The sequence below is a fragment of the Saccharopolyspora taberi genome (assembly GCF_039534165.1).
GTDB classification, from domain to species: Bacteria; Actinomycetota; Actinomycetes; order Mycobacteriales; family Pseudonocardiaceae; genus Saccharopolyspora_D; species Saccharopolyspora_D taberi.
Window position 1 is genome coordinate 9,855 of the sequence record NZ_BAAAUX010000013.1, and the last position, 17,084, is coordinate 26,938.

At 70.7% G+C, this 17,084-nt stretch carries 16 protein-coding genes and 1 tRNA gene; 12 read left to right on the top strand and 5 right to left on the bottom strand.

Features of this window, described 5'->3' with window-relative positions:
- From ectB to ABD691_RS13415, 3 genes are all read right to left on the bottom strand, one after another.
- Positions 1-1,009 (bottom strand): diaminobutyrate--2-oxoglutarate transaminase (gene ectB / locus ABD691_RS13405; RefSeq protein ID WP_425565070.1); only part of this gene is annotated, 1,009 nt, incomplete at its 3' end.
- Positions 1,010-1,111: 102 nt separating this feature from the next.
- Positions 1,112-1,612 (bottom strand): diaminobutyrate acetyltransferase, encoded by a 501-nt coding sequence (gene ectA / locus ABD691_RS13410; protein ID WP_344679961.1) that lies wholly within the window; start codon positions 1,610-1,612, stop codon positions 1,112-1,114.
- A 406-nt stretch (positions 1,613-2,018) separates the two neighbouring features.
- Entirely contained in the window at positions 2,019-2,747 is a 729-nt protein-coding gene (locus ABD691_RS13415) for a S1 family peptidase (protein WP_344679962.1), read from the bottom strand.
- A gap of 258 nt (positions 2,748-3,005) precedes the next feature.
- Here ABD691_RS13415 and ABD691_RS13420 point away from each other — a divergent pair, with 258 nt between their 5' ends.
- The 4 genes from ABD691_RS13420 to ABD691_RS13435 all read left to right on the top strand — a co-directional run bounded on the left by ABD691_RS13420 (position 3,006) and on the right by ABD691_RS13435 (position 4,980).
- The gene (locus tag ABD691_RS13420; RefSeq protein ID WP_344679963.1) at positions 3,006-3,674 is read left to right on the top strand and encodes an NPCBM/NEW2 domain-containing protein; all 669 of its coding nucleotides are present in this window, start codon (positions 3,006-3,008) and stop codon (positions 3,672-3,674) included.
- A gap of 4 nt (positions 3,675-3,678) precedes the next feature.
- Entirely contained in the window at positions 3,679-4,275 is a 597-nt protein-coding gene (locus ABD691_RS13425; RefSeq protein WP_344679964.1) for an NPCBM/NEW2 domain-containing protein, read from the top strand.
- A gap of 74 nt (positions 4,276-4,349) precedes the next feature.
- Positions 4,350-4,562: an antitoxin gene (locus tag ABD691_RS13430; RefSeq protein WP_344679965.1), complete on the top strand. Its 213-nt coding sequence runs from the start codon at positions 4,350-4,352 to the stop codon at positions 4,560-4,562.
- 127 nt (positions 4,563-4,689) lie between these two features.
- Positions 4,690-4,980, top strand: a complete 291-nt coding sequence (locus ABD691_RS13435; RefSeq protein ID WP_344679966.1) for a hypothetical protein — start codon at positions 4,690-4,692, stop codon at positions 4,978-4,980.
- Here ABD691_RS13435 and ABD691_RS13440 read toward each other — a convergent pair.
- Positions 4,972-5,044: transfer RNA gene (locus tag ABD691_RS13440), tRNA-Thr, on the bottom strand. The genes ABD691_RS13435 and ABD691_RS13440 overlap by 9 nt on opposite strands.
- Positions 5,045-5,278: 234 nt before the next feature.
- On the opposite strand from ABD691_RS13440, the gene ABD691_RS13445 reads away from it, so the two are divergent.
- The 8 genes from ABD691_RS13445 to ABD691_RS13480 all read left to right on the top strand — a co-directional run bounded on the left by ABD691_RS13445 (position 5,279) and on the right by ABD691_RS13480 (position 15,811).
- Positions 5,279-6,733, top strand: a complete 1,455-nt coding sequence (locus ABD691_RS13445; RefSeq protein WP_344679967.1) for a threonine/serine exporter family protein — start codon at positions 5,279-5,281, stop codon at positions 6,731-6,733.
- Between the two features lie 370 nt (positions 6,734-7,103).
- Positions 7,104-8,543, top strand: a complete 1,440-nt coding sequence (locus ABD691_RS13450; RefSeq protein WP_344679968.1) for an alpha,alpha-trehalose-phosphate synthase (UDP-forming) — start codon at positions 7,104-7,106, stop codon at positions 8,541-8,543.
- Between the two features lie 150 nt (positions 8,544-8,693).
- Entirely contained in the window at positions 8,694-11,246 is a 2,553-nt protein-coding gene (otsB, locus tag ABD691_RS13455) for a trehalose-phosphatase (protein ID WP_344679969.1), read from the top strand.
- 283 nt (positions 11,247-11,529) lie between these two features.
- Complete coding sequence (locus tag ABD691_RS13460) at positions 11,530-12,150, top strand: DUF4178 domain-containing protein (protein WP_344679970.1); 621 nt, start codon at positions 11,530-11,532, stop codon at positions 12,148-12,150.
- Positions 12,147-12,584 carry a DUF4247 domain-containing protein gene (locus ABD691_RS13465; RefSeq protein WP_344679971.1) on the top strand — a complete coding sequence of 146 codons (438 nt, stop codon included), beginning with the start codon at positions 12,147-12,149 and terminating at the stop codon, positions 12,582-12,584. The genes ABD691_RS13460 and ABD691_RS13465 overlap by 4 nt, the downstream gene beginning before the upstream one ends.
- Positions 12,581-13,735 (top strand): hypothetical protein, encoded by a 1,155-nt coding sequence (locus tag ABD691_RS13470; RefSeq protein ID WP_344679972.1) that lies wholly within the window; start codon positions 12,581-12,583, stop codon positions 13,733-13,735. The genes ABD691_RS13465 and ABD691_RS13470 overlap by 4 nt, the downstream gene beginning before the upstream one ends.
- 39 nt (positions 13,736-13,774) lie before the next feature.
- Positions 13,775-14,200, top strand: coding sequence for a DUF350 domain-containing protein (locus tag ABD691_RS13475; RefSeq protein ID WP_344679973.1), 426 nt, complete (start codon positions 13,775-13,777; stop codon positions 14,198-14,200).
- 12 nt (positions 14,201-14,212) lie between these two features.
- Positions 14,213-15,811 (top strand): polyamine aminopropyltransferase, encoded by a 1,599-nt coding sequence (locus ABD691_RS13480; protein WP_344679974.1) that lies wholly within the window; start codon positions 14,213-14,215, stop codon positions 15,809-15,811.
- 105 nt (positions 15,812-15,916) lie between these two features.
- Here the strand turns inward: ABD691_RS13480 and ABD691_RS13485 are convergent, their stop codons facing one another.
- Positions 15,917-17,017: a LacI family DNA-binding transcriptional regulator gene (locus ABD691_RS13485; protein WP_344679975.1), complete on the bottom strand. Its 1,101-nt coding sequence runs from the start codon at positions 17,015-17,017 to the stop codon at positions 15,917-15,919.
- Positions 17,018-17,084: the final 67 nt, after the last annotated feature.

The window sequence follows — 17,084 nt, forward strand, 5'->3', positions numbered from 1 at the left end:
CCAGCTCGTCGAGCACCTCGCCCACGCGCTCGCCCTTGGCGATGGTGGACTTCTCCAGCACGTCGTCGCTCCAGTACTGCTTGAGCGCCTCGGTGGCGGCGACGAACGCCGGGTTGTTGCCGCGGAAGGTGCCGTTGTGCTCGCCCGGGTCCCAGACGTCGTGCTCGGGCTTGATCAGGGTCAGCGCCAGCGGCAGGCCGTAGCCGCCGATGGACTTCGACAGGCAGACGATGTCGGGCTGGATGCCGGCTTCCTCGAAGCTGAAGAACGGGCCGGTCCGGCCGCAGCCCATCTGCACGTCGTCGACGATCATGAGCATGTTGTGCCGCTGGCACAGCTCGTACAGGCCGCGCAGCCACTCGGGCCGGGACGAGTTGATGCCGCCCTCGCCCTGCAGCGTCTCGACGATGACCGCGGCGGGCTCGTTGAGGCCGCTGCCGCTGTCCTCCAGCATCCGCTCGAAGTACAGGAAGTCGGGGACGGTGCCGTCGAAGTAGTCGTCGTAGGGCATCGGGGTGGCGTGCACCAGCGGGATGCCCGCGCTGCCGCGCTTCATCGAGTTTCCGGTCACCGACAGCGAACCCAGCGTCATGCCGTGGAACGCGTTGGTGAAGCTGATGATCGATTCCCGTCCGGTGATCTTGCGGACGAGTTTCAGCGCCGACTCGACCGAGTTGGTACCGGTCGGCCCGGGGAACTGGACCTTGTAGTCCAGGCCGCGCGGTTTCAGCAGTTTCTCCTCGAGCGTTTCGAGGAACTCGCGCTTGGCCACAGTGGACTGATCAAGTCCGTGGGTGACGCCGTCCCGCTCGAGATATTCGATCAGTTTTCGTTTCAGGATCGGATTGTTGTGCCCGTAGTTCAGCGCACCGGCACCGGCGAAGAAATCGAGATACGCGGTGCCGTCCTCGGCGTAGAGCCAACTCCCGCTGGCGCGGTCGAACACCGCGGGCCAGGTTCGGCAGTAGCTCCGGACTTCCGATTCCAGGGTAGTGAAGATGTCGTTCACGATCCTCCGTTCGCGCCCTGCGACGGGCTTTGCTGCTCTTCGGTCGCGGGCTGCAACAAGATCAGTTCCACCAAGATGCGGCTGCGGCGTGGTGGCGCCGGTTCACGCCCCTCCGGCCGCGGCCGGAACCGCGGCGAAGGGACCGATGCGGTACAGGTCCTCGCCCAGGTGGGCGTCCGGGAACATGTCGGCGGTGAACAGCTCGCTGCGCACCAGCTCGGCGTCCCGGTCCCTGGCCAGGGCGGAGAACAGCCTGATCGAAGCGGCGTTGTCCGGGGTGATCGTCGTCTCCAGGTAGCGGATGCCCCGCGGGACCACCCGGTCGACCAGGTGCGCCAGGAGCTTGCCCGCCACGCCACCACCGCGCTGGGAGGCATCGACGGCGATCTGCCACACCACGATGGTGTCGGGTGCGTCCGGCCGAACGTAGCCGGTCACGAATCCCACGACAGCGCCGTCGACACGCGCCACCGCCGAGGTCTGCGCGAAGTCCCTGCACCACAACAGATACGAGTACGACGAGTTCACGTCGAGCACTCGCGAATCCACCGTGATCCGGTGGAGTTCGGGGCCGTCCGCGACGACCGGAGCTTCGATCTCCAACCGCCCGGCTGAACCGCTTCCGCCATTCCGCTTGTCGCCGTTATGGCTCGGTTTGTCGCCGGTCATGCTGCGCCAACTTAACAGAACATCCGTAACGCGTCAGGTTCGAACGCGTTTCCTGGCCGCTCTACCAGGAGATACCCGATTTTACACGTGACGAGCCCGACAGGATTGTTGCAAGATAATGTTCGACAATGATAAGAGTCTGCTGCGCGATTGCGGATCAATCGCGCTGACCTCCGCGTGACCTGCGAAAACCCGCCTATCGGATGATGTGGGGAGCACGCTTCGAATCGATCAACCGGTGCTTTCTCCGCTTGTGCCGCGCTTCGGGTGAAATCCGCCGGAAACGAGTTCACCCGGGCACCGACGGGCACCCGGGTGAACGTGGTCACACCTCGATCGATCACACGCCGGCGAGCTGCTTGATCCAGTCCCGGTACTCGGTGATGTTGGTGTAGGCGGTGTTCTGCTGGCGGTCGCTGGTCGAGGCCACGCCCACCTGCTTGTTGTTGGAGAACATCGGGCCGCCGGAGTCGCCGCCCGCCGGGATGCCGTCGCCGCGGGTCGCGCAGACCGCGGTGCCGCCGCGGTAGTCCTGGCACGCGATGTCGGTGACGTCGACGTTGGCGACCTTCAGGATCTGCGACTGGCACTCGATCTCGGGCTTGTCGGTGCAGGTCGCGCCCCAGCCGTAGGTCTGCACGGTGTCGCCGACGTTGACGTCACCGGTGGCGCCCAGCGGCGCGTACTCGGTCTGCACGGCGTGGTCGATGTTGACCAGCGCGAGGTCGGCGGTGTCGTGGATGTGGACGCCGCCCGGCTTGGCGCTGGCCTTCTCGCCCTGGGTCTGGTCGACGTTGCCGATGTTGAAGCTGACGCCGTCCCCGGCACCCTCGACGCAGTGCTGCGCGGTCAGCACCCACTCCGGGGCGATGATCGAGGCGGTGCAGTTCTCCTGACCGTTGACGAACAGCCGCGCCGCCCACGGCGCGCTGTCCACCTCGGAACCATCGATGATCATCGGCCGCGCGTCCGGCGGCGGGGTCGGCTCGGCGGCCTGGGCGGGGGCCGCGAACGCGGCCAGAGCGATGGCGGCGCCGACAGCGCCGGTGAGGGCTCGTGCGATGGACACGCTGGTCTCCTTCAGTTGCCGTGGGGTGCAACAGATCCGAAAACGCGCCTCAGATTTCACCCGAAGGAGTGTCATGTCCATCACTTGGACACAAATCGCCACCAAGGTCGTGCGCACAGCTGCGCACAGTGCCGACCTTCGGCGTAGTTGCGAGCAATCGAAAGTCGATTCCGATCACCCGGTGATCGTGCCGCCGGAGCAGGCAACAGCTCGGTAAAGCGCCCGCGGCGACCGAGCGTGCTCCACTAGCCTCGCCCCGTGACTGCATCCCCCAACGGCGACGGTGGTTTCCCGCCCCAGCCCGGCCAGGCCAAGCGCCGGTTCGTCCGCGCGCTCATCGCACTCGCGGTGGCGCTCGTGGTGATCATCGCCGCGTACTTCGTCGGGCGTTCGCAGGGCGCCCAGAACGCCGGGCCCGCGACCGTGATCACGGAAACGCCGCCGCCCGAGACGGTCACCGCGGCCCCGACTTCCACGACGACCGCGACCACCAGCCGGTCGACGAGTTCGAGCACCAAGAGCACCCCGCCGCCCGCGCCCAACGGCGAGATCTACCTGACCGACCGCACGCCGGTCGAGGGCAGCAGCTCCGTCGAGGTCGGCAGCGCCACCGTGCGGTACCAGGAGTACCCGCGCTCGCTGCTGTTCTCCAGCACGTCGAGCTCGGTCTCCTACAACATCGAGCCGAGCATGCGGACCTTCCGCGCGCTGATCGGCATGACCGACGACTCCGAGACCTGCGCGCTGGCGTTCGACGTGAAGGTCGACGGCACCACCGTGCGCCGGGAGACCGTGCAGGTCGGCCAGTCGGTGGAGCTGATGGCCCCGGTCGGCGGCGGGTTCCGGCTCAGCATCACGGCCGACTCCGGCGGATCCACCTGCGACGCGACCCCGGTGGTCATGAACCCCGTGCTGCGACCGGAGTGAGCGCGTGTCGCAGGGATGGGACCGCAACACCAAGCTGACCGTGGCCGGCGTCGTCGTGGCTTCGCTGGCGCTGGTGTTCGGCATGACCAGCTACATCAACGACGGCCTGGCGATCTGGGACCGCTTCAAGCCGCCCGCGGGCTCCGCCCAGCCGGAGCCGCGGGGAAGCGGTGAGGCGGAACCGCCGAACGGCGACTCGACGGGGAGCGCCGACTCGGAATCCACGGCGTCGGGCGAGGAGAACCTGCTCGACGCCGATCCGGTCGAAGGCGGTGACTACGTGGAGGTCCGGTCGGCCACGGTGGCCGGCGAGTCCTTCCAGCGCGCCCTCGTCTACCCGGGCACGGCGTCGATCACCTACAGCGTCACCACCGCGAGGAGCTTCCACGCCCGCGCGGGCGTCGACGACGGTTCGGCCGACTGCGAGGTGACCTTCGAGCTGCGGGTCGACGGGGAGCCGGAGAAGCGGGTCCAGGTCCGCAAGGGCGAGGTCGCCGAGCTCACCGGCGACCTCGGCAGCGGAACCCGGATCGACCTCGCCGCCGACACGAAGTTCTGCGGCGCGACCCCGGTCCTGATCGACCCCGTGCTGCGTCCCTGAGATCGGGGTCCCTGAGATCCACGTTTGCCTCCCCGGCCGGCGGGTAACCGCCGGACCGGAAAGGAGGTCCCGGCATGAGCGTCATGGACAAGCTCAAGGAACTGTTGGGCAAGAGCCCGGAGAAGTTCCGGCAGGGCATCGACAAGGCGGCGCGGACCGCCGACGAGAAGACCGGCGGGAAGTACTCCGAGCACATCGACAAGGGCGCCGACCAGGCCCGAAAGTACGTCGACAAGCATGGCGAGCAGGAGGGCCGGAAGCCCGAGGGCGGGCCGCCGCCGCAGTGACCTTTCCGTTGCGGCGCAACCGGTTTCGCGAACGCGGTCCGGGGGTGGTGCCTTCGGCCCAGATTGGTAAATGCCAATCTTTCAGAACTCTTGTTTCCGGTCCCGGAAGTTGCCATAACAGTTCCCGGTGATCCGCTCGGACGGCACCGTCCTGTGGGAGGACGGGATCGACATCGAGACCGGGCTCAGCAGCAGCGGCGACATCAACCAGCTCGTGCAGGGCACCACGATCCGCGTCCAACTGGGACGGCTCCAGGTCCTGGACCTTCGGCGACAACGTCGGGGCGCTCCAGGGGCGCTGACCACCGCTGACCGCACCCCGCTCGGCAGCTCCCGGGCGGGGTGCACCGGTGTGCCCAATTCGACAGATCGTCGGCGTCCACCGAAAGCGCTGGTCAGATACCTTGGGAGCCGCTGAGGGGACTCGAACCCCTGACCGTCCGCTTACAAGGCGGGCGCTCTACCAGCTGAGCTACAGCGGCCTGCGAGGGCTTCTCGCGCGCAGACATCGTAAGCGGCGTCGCGCGGCGGCCGGAAGCCGGTCGCCGCGCGGGGCGAAGATGCGGGTCAGCGCCCGGATGACGCACGCTGTTGCCGGTTGGGGCAGCGGTGACCGAATCGTGATGGACAGCACAGAAGATTGGTGCAACGGTCACCGCGCGGCGGCCGATGGCCGAGGGGAAGATCCAACCGCGCGACCTGGAGAAGGAGCATCAGTGGGTATCACGCAGCGCGCCCGAGGTGTGCTGCGACGGCGCGAGGCCACGCAGGACGAGGCCCCTCGCAACGTCGTCTACGGGCCGGCACTGCCCGACGAGTCCGCCGTCCACCTCGTGCTGGACCTGGGTCTGCGCATCGGCGAGATCCAGATGGCCGGCGGCGCGGGCGCCTCCGACGTGACCGCGACGATCATCGGCGTGGTCAGCGCCTACGGTCTGCCCCACTGCGAGGTCGACGTGATCTACACGTCGATCACCGTCTCCTGCTACCGCGGTACCGAGTCGCTGCCGATCACCTCGCTGCGCGTGGTCCGCAACCGCTCGCTGGACTACACCCGGCTCGCCGAGGTCGAGCAGCTGGTCCGCCGCATCACCGCCAACGAGCTCAGCGCGGCCGAGGCCTACGCCGAGCTGAACCGGATCAGCACCGCCCCGCACCCGTTCCCGCGCTGGGTCGCCACGCTGGCGTGGGCGGGCATGGCCGCCTCGCTGGCGGTCCTGCTCGGGGGCGGTTCGCAGTGGCAGCTCCCGCTGGTCGCGGCGGGCACCGCGGCGCTGATCGACCGGGTCGGCAGGCTGCTGAACAAGCGGGCGCTGCCGTTCTTCTTCCAGCAGGCGGTGGGCGGCGCGATCGCCACCGCCATCGCGATGCTGTGCATAGTCACCGGGATCCTGCCCAACGCGAGCCTCGCGGTCGCCTCGTCGATCATCGTCCTGCTGTCCGGGATGACCGTCGTCGGTTCGATGCAGGACGCGATCACCGGTTACAACGTCACCGCGGCCGGGCGGATCACCGAACTGGCGCTGATGTCGGCGGGGCTGATCGCCGGTGTCGTCGTCGCCCTGTACGCGGGGCTGCGGCTGATCGGCGCGGACGGGCTGGGCGCTGGCGGCATCGACGAGGCGATGCTGCAGGACCTCGGGCGCGCGCAGGTGGGCTCGCCGGTGCTGCACCTGCCGGTGCAGCTGCTCGCCGGTGCGTCGACCTCGGCCTGCTTCGCCCTGGCCAGCTACGCGCCGCCGCGCCCGCTGCTGGTCGCGGGCATCGGCGGCGCCGTCGCGGCGGCGGTGCACGCCGCCCTGACGACGCTGGCGAGCGTGCACACCGTGCTCGCCGGGGCGGTCGCGACGACCGTGGTCGGTTTCGTCGGCGGCATCATCGCCCGGCGGCTGCGCATCCCGGCGCTGGTGATCGCGGTGTCCGGCGTCGCGCCGCTGCTGCCCGGTCTGGCGACCTACCGCGGGCTCTACGAGCTGTCGGTGCTGGGCAGCCCGACCGGGGTGTCCACGCTGATGCTGGCGGTGGCGATCGGGCTGGCGCTGGGCGCCGGGGTGGTCCTCGGCGAGTACCTGGCGCAGCCGGTCCGAACCCGGCTGGGCAGGCTCGAACGCCGCATCGCCGGCCCCCGCATGTCCGGCCCGCTGCGCCCCGCCAAGCGGCGGTTGGACTAGGGACGCCGGCGGCAGGTCTCCTTCCGGCATATGCCCGGACCTGAGCGGGCGTTGAGCGGAGGTTGCGCGATCGTGTCGAAGCCCACGAACCCCGCGCGCGGCTGCCCGATTGGCTAGGGTCGGGGGTCGGCACGGACCTCATCGCCCGGCTCGCAGGCGACCGGCTCCGGCACCTCCCGGTCAGGCCGGCCGTTCTCGTCCCGCACCCCGCCGTGCGAGGGCCCGCCCAGCTCAACCCCCAGCTTCGCCGAACGCGCGGTGGGAGCGCCCGCGGACCTCGGACACCGCCGCGGACCCGTGAACACCGCCGCAGACCTTAAAAAACACAGCCTCAGCCGGGACCGCCCGGCAGCCTGGAGGAGGAGCACCGGTGAGCAAGGGCAGCACGCCCGCACGAGCGGACTTCGTCGTCGTCGCCAACCGACTGCCGGTGGATCTCGAGCGCCTGGAGGACGGGACCGAGCGGTGGAAGCACAGCCCGGGCGGGCTGGTCACCGCGCTGGAACCGTTCCTGCGCGCCCGCCGCGGCGCGTGGGTCGGCTGGCCCGGTGTGGCCGACACCGAGGTCGAACCGTTCACCGACGACGACTTGCAACTGCACCCGGTCCCGCTGACCGCCGACGAGTTCCGGGACTACTACGAGGGGTTCTCCAACGCCACGCTCTGGCCGCTCTACCACGACGTGGTCGTGCCACCGGTGTTCGACCGGTCCTGGTGGGACGCCTACCAGCGGGTCAACCGGCGGTTCGCGGAGGCCGCGGCGGAGGTCAGCGCCGAGGGCGCGACCGTGTGGGTGCAGGACTACCAGCTCCAGCTGGTGCCCGCGATGCTGCGGGAGCTGCGCCCGGACCTGCGGATCGGGTTCTTCCTGCACATCCCGTTCCCGCCGGTGGAGCTGTTCATGCAGCTGCCGTGGCGCACCGAGATCGTGCGCGGGCTGCTCGGCGCCGACCTGGTCGGCTTCCACCGCCCCGGCGGGGCGCAGAACTTCCTGTGGCTGGCCCGCAGGCTCGCCGGGTTCGAACCCAGCCGCGGCCAGGTCGGGGTGCGGTCCCGGCCGGGCGTGGTGCAGGTCGGGGACCGGACGGTGCGGGTCGGGGCGTTCCCGATCTCGATCGCCTCGACCGAGCTGGACAAGCTGGCCCGCAGCAAGGAGGTCCAGCAGCGGGCCCGGCAGATCCGCGCCGAGCTGGGCGAGCCGCGCCGGATCATGCTCGGGGTGGACCGGCTGGACTACACCAAGGGCATCGACGTCCGCCTGCACGCGATGCACGAGCTGCTGGCGGAGGGCCAGATCAAGGCCGAGGACGTGACGATGATCCAGGTCGCCACGCCCAGCCGGGAGCGGGTCGAGCACTACAAGCAGATGCGCGAGGACATCGAGCGCGAGGTCGGCCGGATCAACGGCGAGTTCGGCCGGGTCGGCCACCCCGCGGTGCACTACCTGCACACCTCCGTCGACCGCAAGGACCTGGTGGCGCTGTACTGCGCGGCGGACGTCATGGTCGTGACGCCGGTGCGGGACGGCATGAACCTGGTCTGCAAGGAATACGTAGCCTGCCGCCACGATCTCGGCGGGGCGCTGGTGCTCAGCGAATTCGCCGGTGCCGCAGCCGAACTCACCAGCGCTTTCCTGGTGAATCCGCACAATCTGGACGGCGTTAAGGACGCACTTCTCGCCGCCCTCGACATCGACGAGGCCGAAGGGAGACGTAGGATGCGTGCATTGCGTAGGCAAGTGCTCACGCACGACGTCGATCGCTGGGCGCGGTCGTTCCTCGAAGCACTGGGCACGCCCCTCGCGGAGTAGTGCACGCGCGTTTCTTCCCACATCCCGGGAAAAACGCGTGGTGACACCGTCGACCCCGGACGGCGTCAGCGGCAACCGACCTCGCCACGGACCCGACTAGGCGCCAGCACCGGATCGATCCCGAATATCCCGACCACGTCTTTGAGGAGTATGGCGTTGACCGCCGAAGCCCTGCCTGCCGAGCTGCGCCGCGTGATCGTGCAGCTCGCGCGGACACCTCGACTTCTGGTCGCCTGCGACTACGACGGCACCCTCGCCCCCATCGTGGCGGACCCGAACCTGGCCAAACCGCTCCCCGAGTCGGTGCACGCGCTGCGATCGCTCGCGGCGCTGCCCGCGACCACGACCGCGGTGATCTCCGGCCGGGCGTTGCGCGACCTGGCCACCCTGTCCCGGCTGCCCGCCGAAGTGCACCTGGTCGGCAGCCACGGTTCGGAGTTCGACGTCGGGTTCGTGCACGAGCTCGAACCCGAGGCCACCCAGCTGCGCACCGACCTGCAACGCGGTCTCCAGGAGATCGTCGACGGGCGGGCCGGGGTAAGCCTGGAGAACAAACCCGCCAGCGTCGCGGTGCACGTCCGCCGCGCCGAACCCGACGTCGCCCAGGCCGTGCTGGACGCGGTCCGCACCGGCCCGGCGGCCTGGGACGGCGTGCAGGTGACCGAGGGCAAGGAGGTCATCGAGCTCGCCGTGGTGCAGACCGACAAGGGCAACGCGCTGGACACGCTGCGCCACCAGGTCAGCGCCACCGCCGCGATCTTCCTCGGTGACGACGTCACCGACGAGAAGGCGTTCGCCCGGCTGCACGGCCCCGACGTCGGCCTGAAGGTCGGTGACGGGGACACCCTGGCCGCCTACCGGATCAGCGACAGCACCGACGTCGCCACCGTGCTCGCGTTCCTCATGGAGGAGCGGCGGACCTGGCTCTACGGCGAGCAGGCCCCGCCGATCGAGCGGCTGACCATGCTGTCCAACGAGCGCACGGTCGCGCTGCTGACCCCGGACGCGCGGCTGACCTGGATGTGCCACCCCGGCCCCGACTCGGCGGCGGTGTTCGCCGACCTGCTGGGCGGTCCGGGCGCCGGGCACTTCTCGATCCGGCCGAACACCTCCAACGGCGCGCCGCGCAACCCGCTGCCGCTGGGCCAGCGGTACGTGCCGGGGACCATGACCGTCGAGACCCGCTGGTCCCGGCTGCTGGTCACCGACTACCTCGAACACGGCGTGGACAGCCACCGCACCGACCTGATCCGGGTCATCAGCGGCAGCGCGCCGGTGTCGGTGGAGTTCGCGCCGCGGCCGGAGTTCGGCCAGGTCGCCGTGCGGCTGGCCGCCGAGGCGGGCGGGCTGCGGGTGCTGGGCACCGCCGAGCCGATGGTGCTGCACTCGCCGGGCGTGCAGTGGGAGATCACCTCCGACGGCATGCACGAGTCCGCGCACGCGGTGGTCGAGCCGAACGACGACAAGCCGATCGTGCTTGAGCTGCGGTGCGGCACCGAGGACCTGTCGCCGTCGGAGCGCACCGAACCGGAGCGCCGCGAGTCGGCCGACAGCTACTGGGCGGAGTGGGCGAACAAGCTGCGCCTGCCCGAGCTGGAGCGCGATCTGGTGCAGCGGTCCGCGCTGACCCTGCGCGGGCTGTGCAACTCCGACACCGGCGGGATCATGGCCGCGGCCACGACCTCGCTGCCGGAGGAGATCGGCGGCGTCCGCAACTGGGACTACCGCTACTGCTGGCTGCGCGACGGCGCGATGACCGCGCAGGCCCTGGTCACGCTGGGTTCCACCGCCGAGGCCGAGGCGTTCCTGAACTGGCTGCACCGGGTGCTGGAGACCATCCCGGGTCCGGAGCGGCTGCACCCGCTGTACACGCTGGCGGGCACCAGCCTCGGCCCGGAGGCCGTGATCGACAGCCTGCCCGGCTACGCCGGTTCGCGGCCGGTCCGCGTCGGCAACCTGGCCGACCAGCAGGTCCAGCTCGACGTGTTCGGCCCGGTGGTGGAGCTGATCGCGCACCTGGCCGAGGCCACCGGCCGGGTCCGGGACGTGGACTGGGAACTGGTCAAGGCGATGGCCGAGGCCGTCTCGCACCGCTGGTTCGAGCCCGACCACGGCATCTGGGAAGAGCGCGACGTGCCCCGGCACCACGTGTACTCCAAGGTCATGTGCTGGGTGACGCTGGACCGCGCGATCAAGATCGCGCAGACCTACGGCCGGGAGCCGGAGGCGTCGTGGACGCCGCTGCGCGACCAGATCGCCCAGGACGTCATCAAGAACGGCTGGCACCCGGACGTGCAGGCGTTCACCACGGCCTACGAGGGCTCCGACCTGGACGCGGCGTCGCTGCACGTCGGCCTGTCCGGGCTGATCGACCCGTCCGACGAGCGGTTCAGCGCGACCGTCACCGCGATCGAGGCCGAGCTGCGCAGCGGCTCGACGGTCTACCGGTACCGGCGCGACGACGGGCTGCCCGGCGACGAGGGCGGCTTCCACCTCTGCGCCGCGTGGCTGATCGAGGCGTACCTGCTGATCGGCAGGCGCACCGAGGCGGAGGAGCTGTTCCAGCAGATCGTGGACACGGCCGGTCCGACCGGGCTGCTGACCGAGGAGTACGACCCGATCGCGGAGCGGTCGCTGGGCAACCACCCGCAGGCGTACTCGCACCTCGGTCTGATCCGCTGCGCGCAGCTGCTCTCCGAGTAGGACGGCGGCTCTCGGCGCAGGACGGCCGCTTGCCGGACAGGACGGCGGCTTTCCGGACAGACGGTCGCTCCGGACAGGAGGCGGCTTTCCGGACAGGACGGTCGCTCTCCGCGCAGGCGCGACCACCCCGTGGAGGCGGGGCCGGTGAACCCACCGGCCCCGCCTTTCCGCGTCCAGGGGTGCGGGTCACGATTTGGGCGATCCGCGCCCGATGCGTCGCATCGGCCCCATACTCTTTGCGCGGATCGGGTCAACGGATCGGGTCAACGGGGAAGGACGCGGCTTGCTCACGATTGTGCTGACGATCGTCATCGTGGTTCTGGCGATCATCGCGGTCGCCGCCGTGGTGTACGTGCTGAACGCGCGGAAGCAGGACTCCGCCGAACAGCCGCCGCAGGACCCGTTCGGCACCGGCGACCAGGACTCGCTGCGGGGCGACCCGCGCGGCCTGAAGGCCGGGGACATCGTCGAGATCCGCGGCCACTCCTACAGCGTGCGCGGCAGCCTGCGGCTGTCCGAGGGCGGCTGGGCGTGGTCCGAGCACCTGCTCGACGACGCCAAGGGCACGCAGGTGTGGCTGTCGGTCGAGGAGGACCCCGACCTGGAGCTGGCGCTGTGGACGGAGGCGGCCGGGGCCGGGGAGCCGGGGCCGAGGACGGTCGAGTTCGGTGGCCGCACCTACACCTCCGACGAGTCCGGGTCCGCGGCGTTCCGCAGCGAGGCCACGACCGGGCTGCAGGGCCAGGGCGCGATCCAGTACCACGACTACGAGGCGCCGGACGGTTCGCTGCTGAGCTTCGAGCGCTACGGCGAGGCCGGCTGGGAGGCGAGCACCGGTGAGGTGCTCAGCCGGTACGACGTGCTGATCTACCCGGCCGGGACGAGCGCGGAAGACGGTCGATGAAACCCAGATTATGGTTCGTGCTCGCCGGTGCGTGCGCGCTGCTCGCACTGATCATCGGGCTGGTCGTGGTCCTGTCCAGCGGCACCGGGCCGCGCGGGTACGTCGGCAACCACTACCAGCGGGCGGCGCAGCTGGACCTGCGCGGTGACGACGACAACCGCGCCTACACCAGCCCGCTGCCGCCGAGCACGGTCTCCCGCGACATCACGGCGAAGTGGAAGCCGGTCTCGCAGTTCGCCGACGGTTCCGGGATCTACCTGCGCTACTCCGACGACGCCGTGGTCATCCAGCCGCGCGACCTGGGTTCGGTGATCCACGTGATGGACGTCGACCACGCGCACCGCCGCTACTACAGCCGAGTGGGCAGCTCGTGGGGCTGGGGCAGCGCGCACGGCGAGGACTTCCGCGGCCGGGGTCCGGGGGCGGGCAAATGAGCGCGGGGAAGGCGAAGTCCGCCGCCTGGTCCATGCTGGCGTTCGTGGCGGTCGTCATGGCCGGGGGCGGGGTCAGCTCCTGCCTGAACGACCGGGACGACCGGCCGACGTTCGTCGACGACGAGACCACGTTCTACGACGAGTACTCCGTCTACTACGGCCCGCCGATCCAGCGGTTCACCCCAGCCGACGCGAAGGCCCTGGCGCAGCAGCTCGCCGAGGCCGAGCGCCAGCACGGCGTCTGCTTCGGCTGGAAGCTCACCGACGGCAGCACCGAGCAGTTCGACCAGGGTTCGAGCCGGGGCCCGGGGGTTCCGGCGAGCAGCTGCCCGCGGTGGGCGGAGGTGCGGGTGGCGGTCGCGGCGTCCAGCGGCAGCGGGCTCGCCGCAGCGGACATCGCGGTCGACGCGTCACCGGACTTCGACCGTTCGGGGCTGCCCGGGACCACGGAGTACCCGGCGGTCGGGGTGGACGCGGAGGCGCTGGTCGAGACGCCGGTCAGCACGACCGGGCACGCGGCGCTGATGCTGCCGCTGCTGCTGACCGAGAGCGGCCAGCTGACGGCGGTGCCTGCCGCCGAAGGCGATCCGAACGGGCCGGTCCAGGCGCCGCTGCCGGAGGCGGACGGTTCCGACGGCGGGTGGGCGACGTGGCTCTGGCTCGCGGGGCTCGGGGTCGCGGCGGTGCTGTTCACCGTCGTCGGGGTTCGCGGCGTGGCGAAGCGGAAGGCCGCCGGGGCGGCGGGCTCGGCCGGTTCTGCCGGTTCTGCCGGTTCGGCGACCGCGCCCGCGCCGGATCAGCCGCACCCGGGAGCTGCGCCGGATCAGCCGCACCCGGGAGCTGCGCCGCGCCAACCGGAACAGCCTGGGTGGTTCACCCCCCAGCAGCCGGCACCCCAGCAGCCGGCTCCCCCGCAGCAACCCGGCCACCCGGGCCCGCAGCAGCCCGGCTCGCCGCCCGCTTCCCCGCACCAGCCGGTGCAGCCGCACCAGTCGGGCGAGCCACACCAGCTGGGCCAGCCGCACCAGCTGGGCCAGCCACACCAGCCGGATCAGCCGCACCAGCCGCACCAGCCGAGCCAACCCGGCCCGCCGTGGCCGCCGGGACCCCAACCCCCGCAGGGCCCGCCGCCCGGACCGCCCCGGCACTGACCCGACCGAACCCCCACGACACGAGAAGGGCCCGAAACCTTGCTCCAGGAACTGCTCTCCGGCCTGCTCGCGGCGGTCGCCTACGGCGTGATCGGCGTGCTGATGATGGCGCTCGGCTACGTCCTGGTCGACCTGGCCACGCCCGGCAGGCTGCGGGACCTGATCTGGGTGCACCGCAACCCGAACGCCGCGCTGCTGCTGGTCTCCGGCCTGCTGGGCGTCGGCGTCATCCTGACCACCGCGATCGCCGCCAGCGCCGACGACCTGGTCGCCGGGCTCGTCGGCACCGTCGCCTACGGCCTGCTCGGGCTGGTCCTGATGAGCGTGTCGTTCCTGCTCATCGACGCCCTCACGCCCGGCAAGCTCGGCGACGAGCTGTCCTCGCCGAACCTGCACCCGGGCACCTGGGTGTCGGCGGTGGCGCACGTCGTGATCAGTGTGCTCATCGCCGCCGCCATCTGGTGACGCTGTTCGCCCATGTCCACCACCGCTGACCAGCACAGCGAAACCGCAGCGCAGCACGGCGAGCCCGGAGCAGCCGAACCGAAGCCGCGCGGTCGGCTGGCCCGCACCGCCGTGCTAGTGGCGGTCTTCGTCTGCGCGGCCTGCGGGCTGGTCTACGAGCTGGCGCTGGTCGCGCTCGGCAGCTACCTGATCGGCGACACCATCGGTCAGGCCTCGATCGTGCTGTCCCTGATGGTGTTCGCGATGGGCGTCGGCGCGCTGGCGGCCAAGCCGTTGCAGCGCTGGTCGGCGGCGGCCTTCGCGCTGATCGAGCTGGCGCTGGCGCTGCTGGGCGGGCTCAGCGTGCTGCTGCTCTACGCGGCGTTCGCGTGGGTCGGCCTCTACCTGCCCGCGCTGATCGTCACCGCGCTGGTGCTCGGAACCCTGATCGGCGCGGAGATCCCGCTGCTGATGGTGCTGCTCCAGCGGATCCGCAGGCAGGACGCGGGCTCGGCGGTGGCCGACCTGTTCGCCGCGGACTACGTCGGCGGGCTGATCGGCGGCCTGGCGTTCCCGTTCGTGCTGCTGCCGCTGTTCGGCCAGATCCAGGGCGCGCTGCTGGTCGGCATGCTCAACGCCGCCGCCGGGCTGGGCCTGGTGCTGACGGTGTTCCGCCGGGAGCTGTCGAGCCAGGTGCGGCTGCTGCTGATCGCCGCTTCGGCGCTGGTCGGCGGAATCCTCGTCGGCGCCTACGTGTTCGCCGACGACTTCGAGGTCACCGCCAGGCAGGCGCTCTACGCCGACCCCGTGGTGCACGCCGAGCGCACCGACTACCAGGAGGTCGTGCTCACCGAGTCGGTGTCGCTGACCGGCAACAGCGACACCCGCCTGTTCCTCAACGGGGATCTCCAGTTCAGCTCGGTCGACGAGTACCGGTACCACGAGGCGATGGTGCATCCGGCGATGGCAGGCCCGCGGGAGCGCGTGCTGGTCCTCGGCGGCGGTGACGGCCTGGCGCTGCGGGAGGTGCTGCGCTACCCGGACGTCCGGCAGGTCACGCTCGTGGAGCTGGACCCGGCGGTCGTCGACCTCGCCCGCACCGATCCCCGGATCTCGGCGCTGAACCGGGGCGCCTTCGAGGACCCTCGCGTGCGCACGGTCGCGGCCGACGCCTTCGCCTGGCTGCGGGAGAACCGCGAGACCTACGACGTGGTGCTGGTCGACATGCCCGACCCGGACTCCACCGCGACGGCCAAGCTCTACTCGACGGAGTTCTACGCCCTGGCCCGGCACGCGATGGCCGACGGCGCGCGGATGAACGTGCAGGCCGGATCGCCGTTCTTCGCCCCGCAGGCGTTCTGGTGCGTCGAGTCGACGCTGCGCAGTGCGGGAGTCGAGACCGTGCCGTACGAGGTGTCGGTGCCCAGCTTCGGCGAGTGGGGCTTCCACCTCAGCGGCGGTCCGCCGCGGTTACCGGCCGACGCGCCGCCGCTGCGGTCGCTCGACGAGCCGACGCTGCGCGCCGCGGGGACGTTTCCGCCCGACCGGCGCCGGATTCCCGGCATGGAGGCGTCGACGCTCATGCACCCCGTGATCCTCCAGCACGCTCAGGGCGAGTGGGCGAACTACTGAGCGAGGTGGGGGCTAGGTGGGGTTGGGGGGTAAAGGGGGCTTTAAAGAGGATCCGGCTGGCGCCGGATGGCGCGTTCGCGCCACTGAAAGCCCCATCGGGGGCTTTCAAGGCCCAAACCACCGTTCCTCGCGGGAGCGGGGTGGGGCAGCCGTTTCGCCCGTGATCAGTTGGGTTTCCAGCACCACCTCGCGGGCTCGGCCCGGTTCGCTGGATTCCAGCAGGAGGCGTCCCGCCGCACGGCCCTTCTCCAGGACCGGCTGGCGGACCGTCGTCAGCCCCGCCCGCTCGGCGTCGACGATCCCGTCGAAGCCGGTGACGGTCAGGTCCTCCGGCACTCGCAGCCCGCGCCGCTTCGCCTCCTCAAGCGCGCCCAGCCCGAGGATGTCCGAGGTGCAGATGATCGCCGTGATGTCCGGGTCCAGGTCCAGCAGCTGCCGGGCCGCCGACGCGCCGGAGGCGGTGGTGTGGTCGAACCGCTCCACCACCGGCACCCTCGACCAGTCCACCCCGGCCTCGCTGAACACCTCGGCGAGCGCAGTCAGCCGGGCCTTCTGCACGTGGAAGCTCGCGTTGGCCTGCCGCTGCACCGAGGCCAGGCCGTCGTTGCGGCCCCGCGCCAGCCGCATGCAGGACACGCCGATGCGGCGGTGGCCGAGCTTGATCAGGTGGTCGGCGACGCTCTTGATCGCGCGCGAGTCGTCCGGGCCGACCCAGTCGAGGTTGTCGATGCGCGGCTGGTCGCAGATGACCACCGGCACCGGGCGCTCCAGCACCGCGGCCAGGTGCGGGTCGTCCTCCGGCACCGAGTAGACGACGAAGCCGTCGACGCCCGCGCGGTGCACCGAGGCGACGTCCTCGCGCTCCGGGCTGGCCGGGATCAGCAGCAGGCCGTGGCCGGCGTCCTCGCAGGCCAGCGACAGTCCTTCGAGGAAGCTGACGGCGCCCGGGTCGCGGAAGGCGTAGGAGAGGTTCTCGGTGAGCAGCAGCCCGACCGCGCCCGCCTTGCGGGTGCGCAGCGAGCGCGCCACCGGGTCCGGTCCCGGATAACCGAGCCTGCGAGCGGTGTCGAGGACCCGCTTGCGCAGCTCCGGGGAGAGCTGGTCGGGTCGGTTGTAGGCATTCGACACCGTAGTCCTGGAAACTCCCAGCTCCGCAGCGAGCGAAGCCAGAGTCGCAGGCCGCCGGGCATTCGTTGACCGCGCCATGCAGGAACCGTAACGGTTCAGTACCCCGGGGTGAAGCACTGATCATGCAATATTCGCAAAGGTCACA

Excerpts from the sequence above, each read along its gene's own strand:
- ABD691_RS13430 (WP_344679965.1), top strand. The coding sequence starts at position 4,350 with ATGAGCGTCATGGACAAGCTCAAGGAACTGTTGGGCAAGAGCCCGGAG.
- otsB (WP_344679969.1), top strand. The coding sequence starts at position 8,694 with ATGGCGTTGACCGCCGAAGCCCTGCCTGCCGAGCTGCGCCGCGTGATC.
- ABD691_RS13465 (WP_344679971.1), top strand. The coding sequence starts at position 12,147 with ATGAAACCCAGATTATGGTTCGTGCTCGCCGGTGCGTGCGCGCTGCTC.
- ABD691_RS13470 (WP_344679972.1), top strand. The coding sequence starts at position 12,581 with ATGAGCGCGGGGAAGGCGAAGTCCGCCGCCTGGTCCATGCTGGCGTTC.
- ABD691_RS13480 (WP_344679974.1), top strand. The coding sequence starts at position 14,213 with ATGTCCACCACCGCTGACCAGCACAGCGAAACCGCAGCGCAGCACGGC.
- ABD691_RS13485 (WP_344679975.1), bottom strand. The coding sequence starts at position 17,017 with ATGGCGCGGTCAACGAATGCCCGGCGGCCTGCGACTCTGGCTTCGCTC.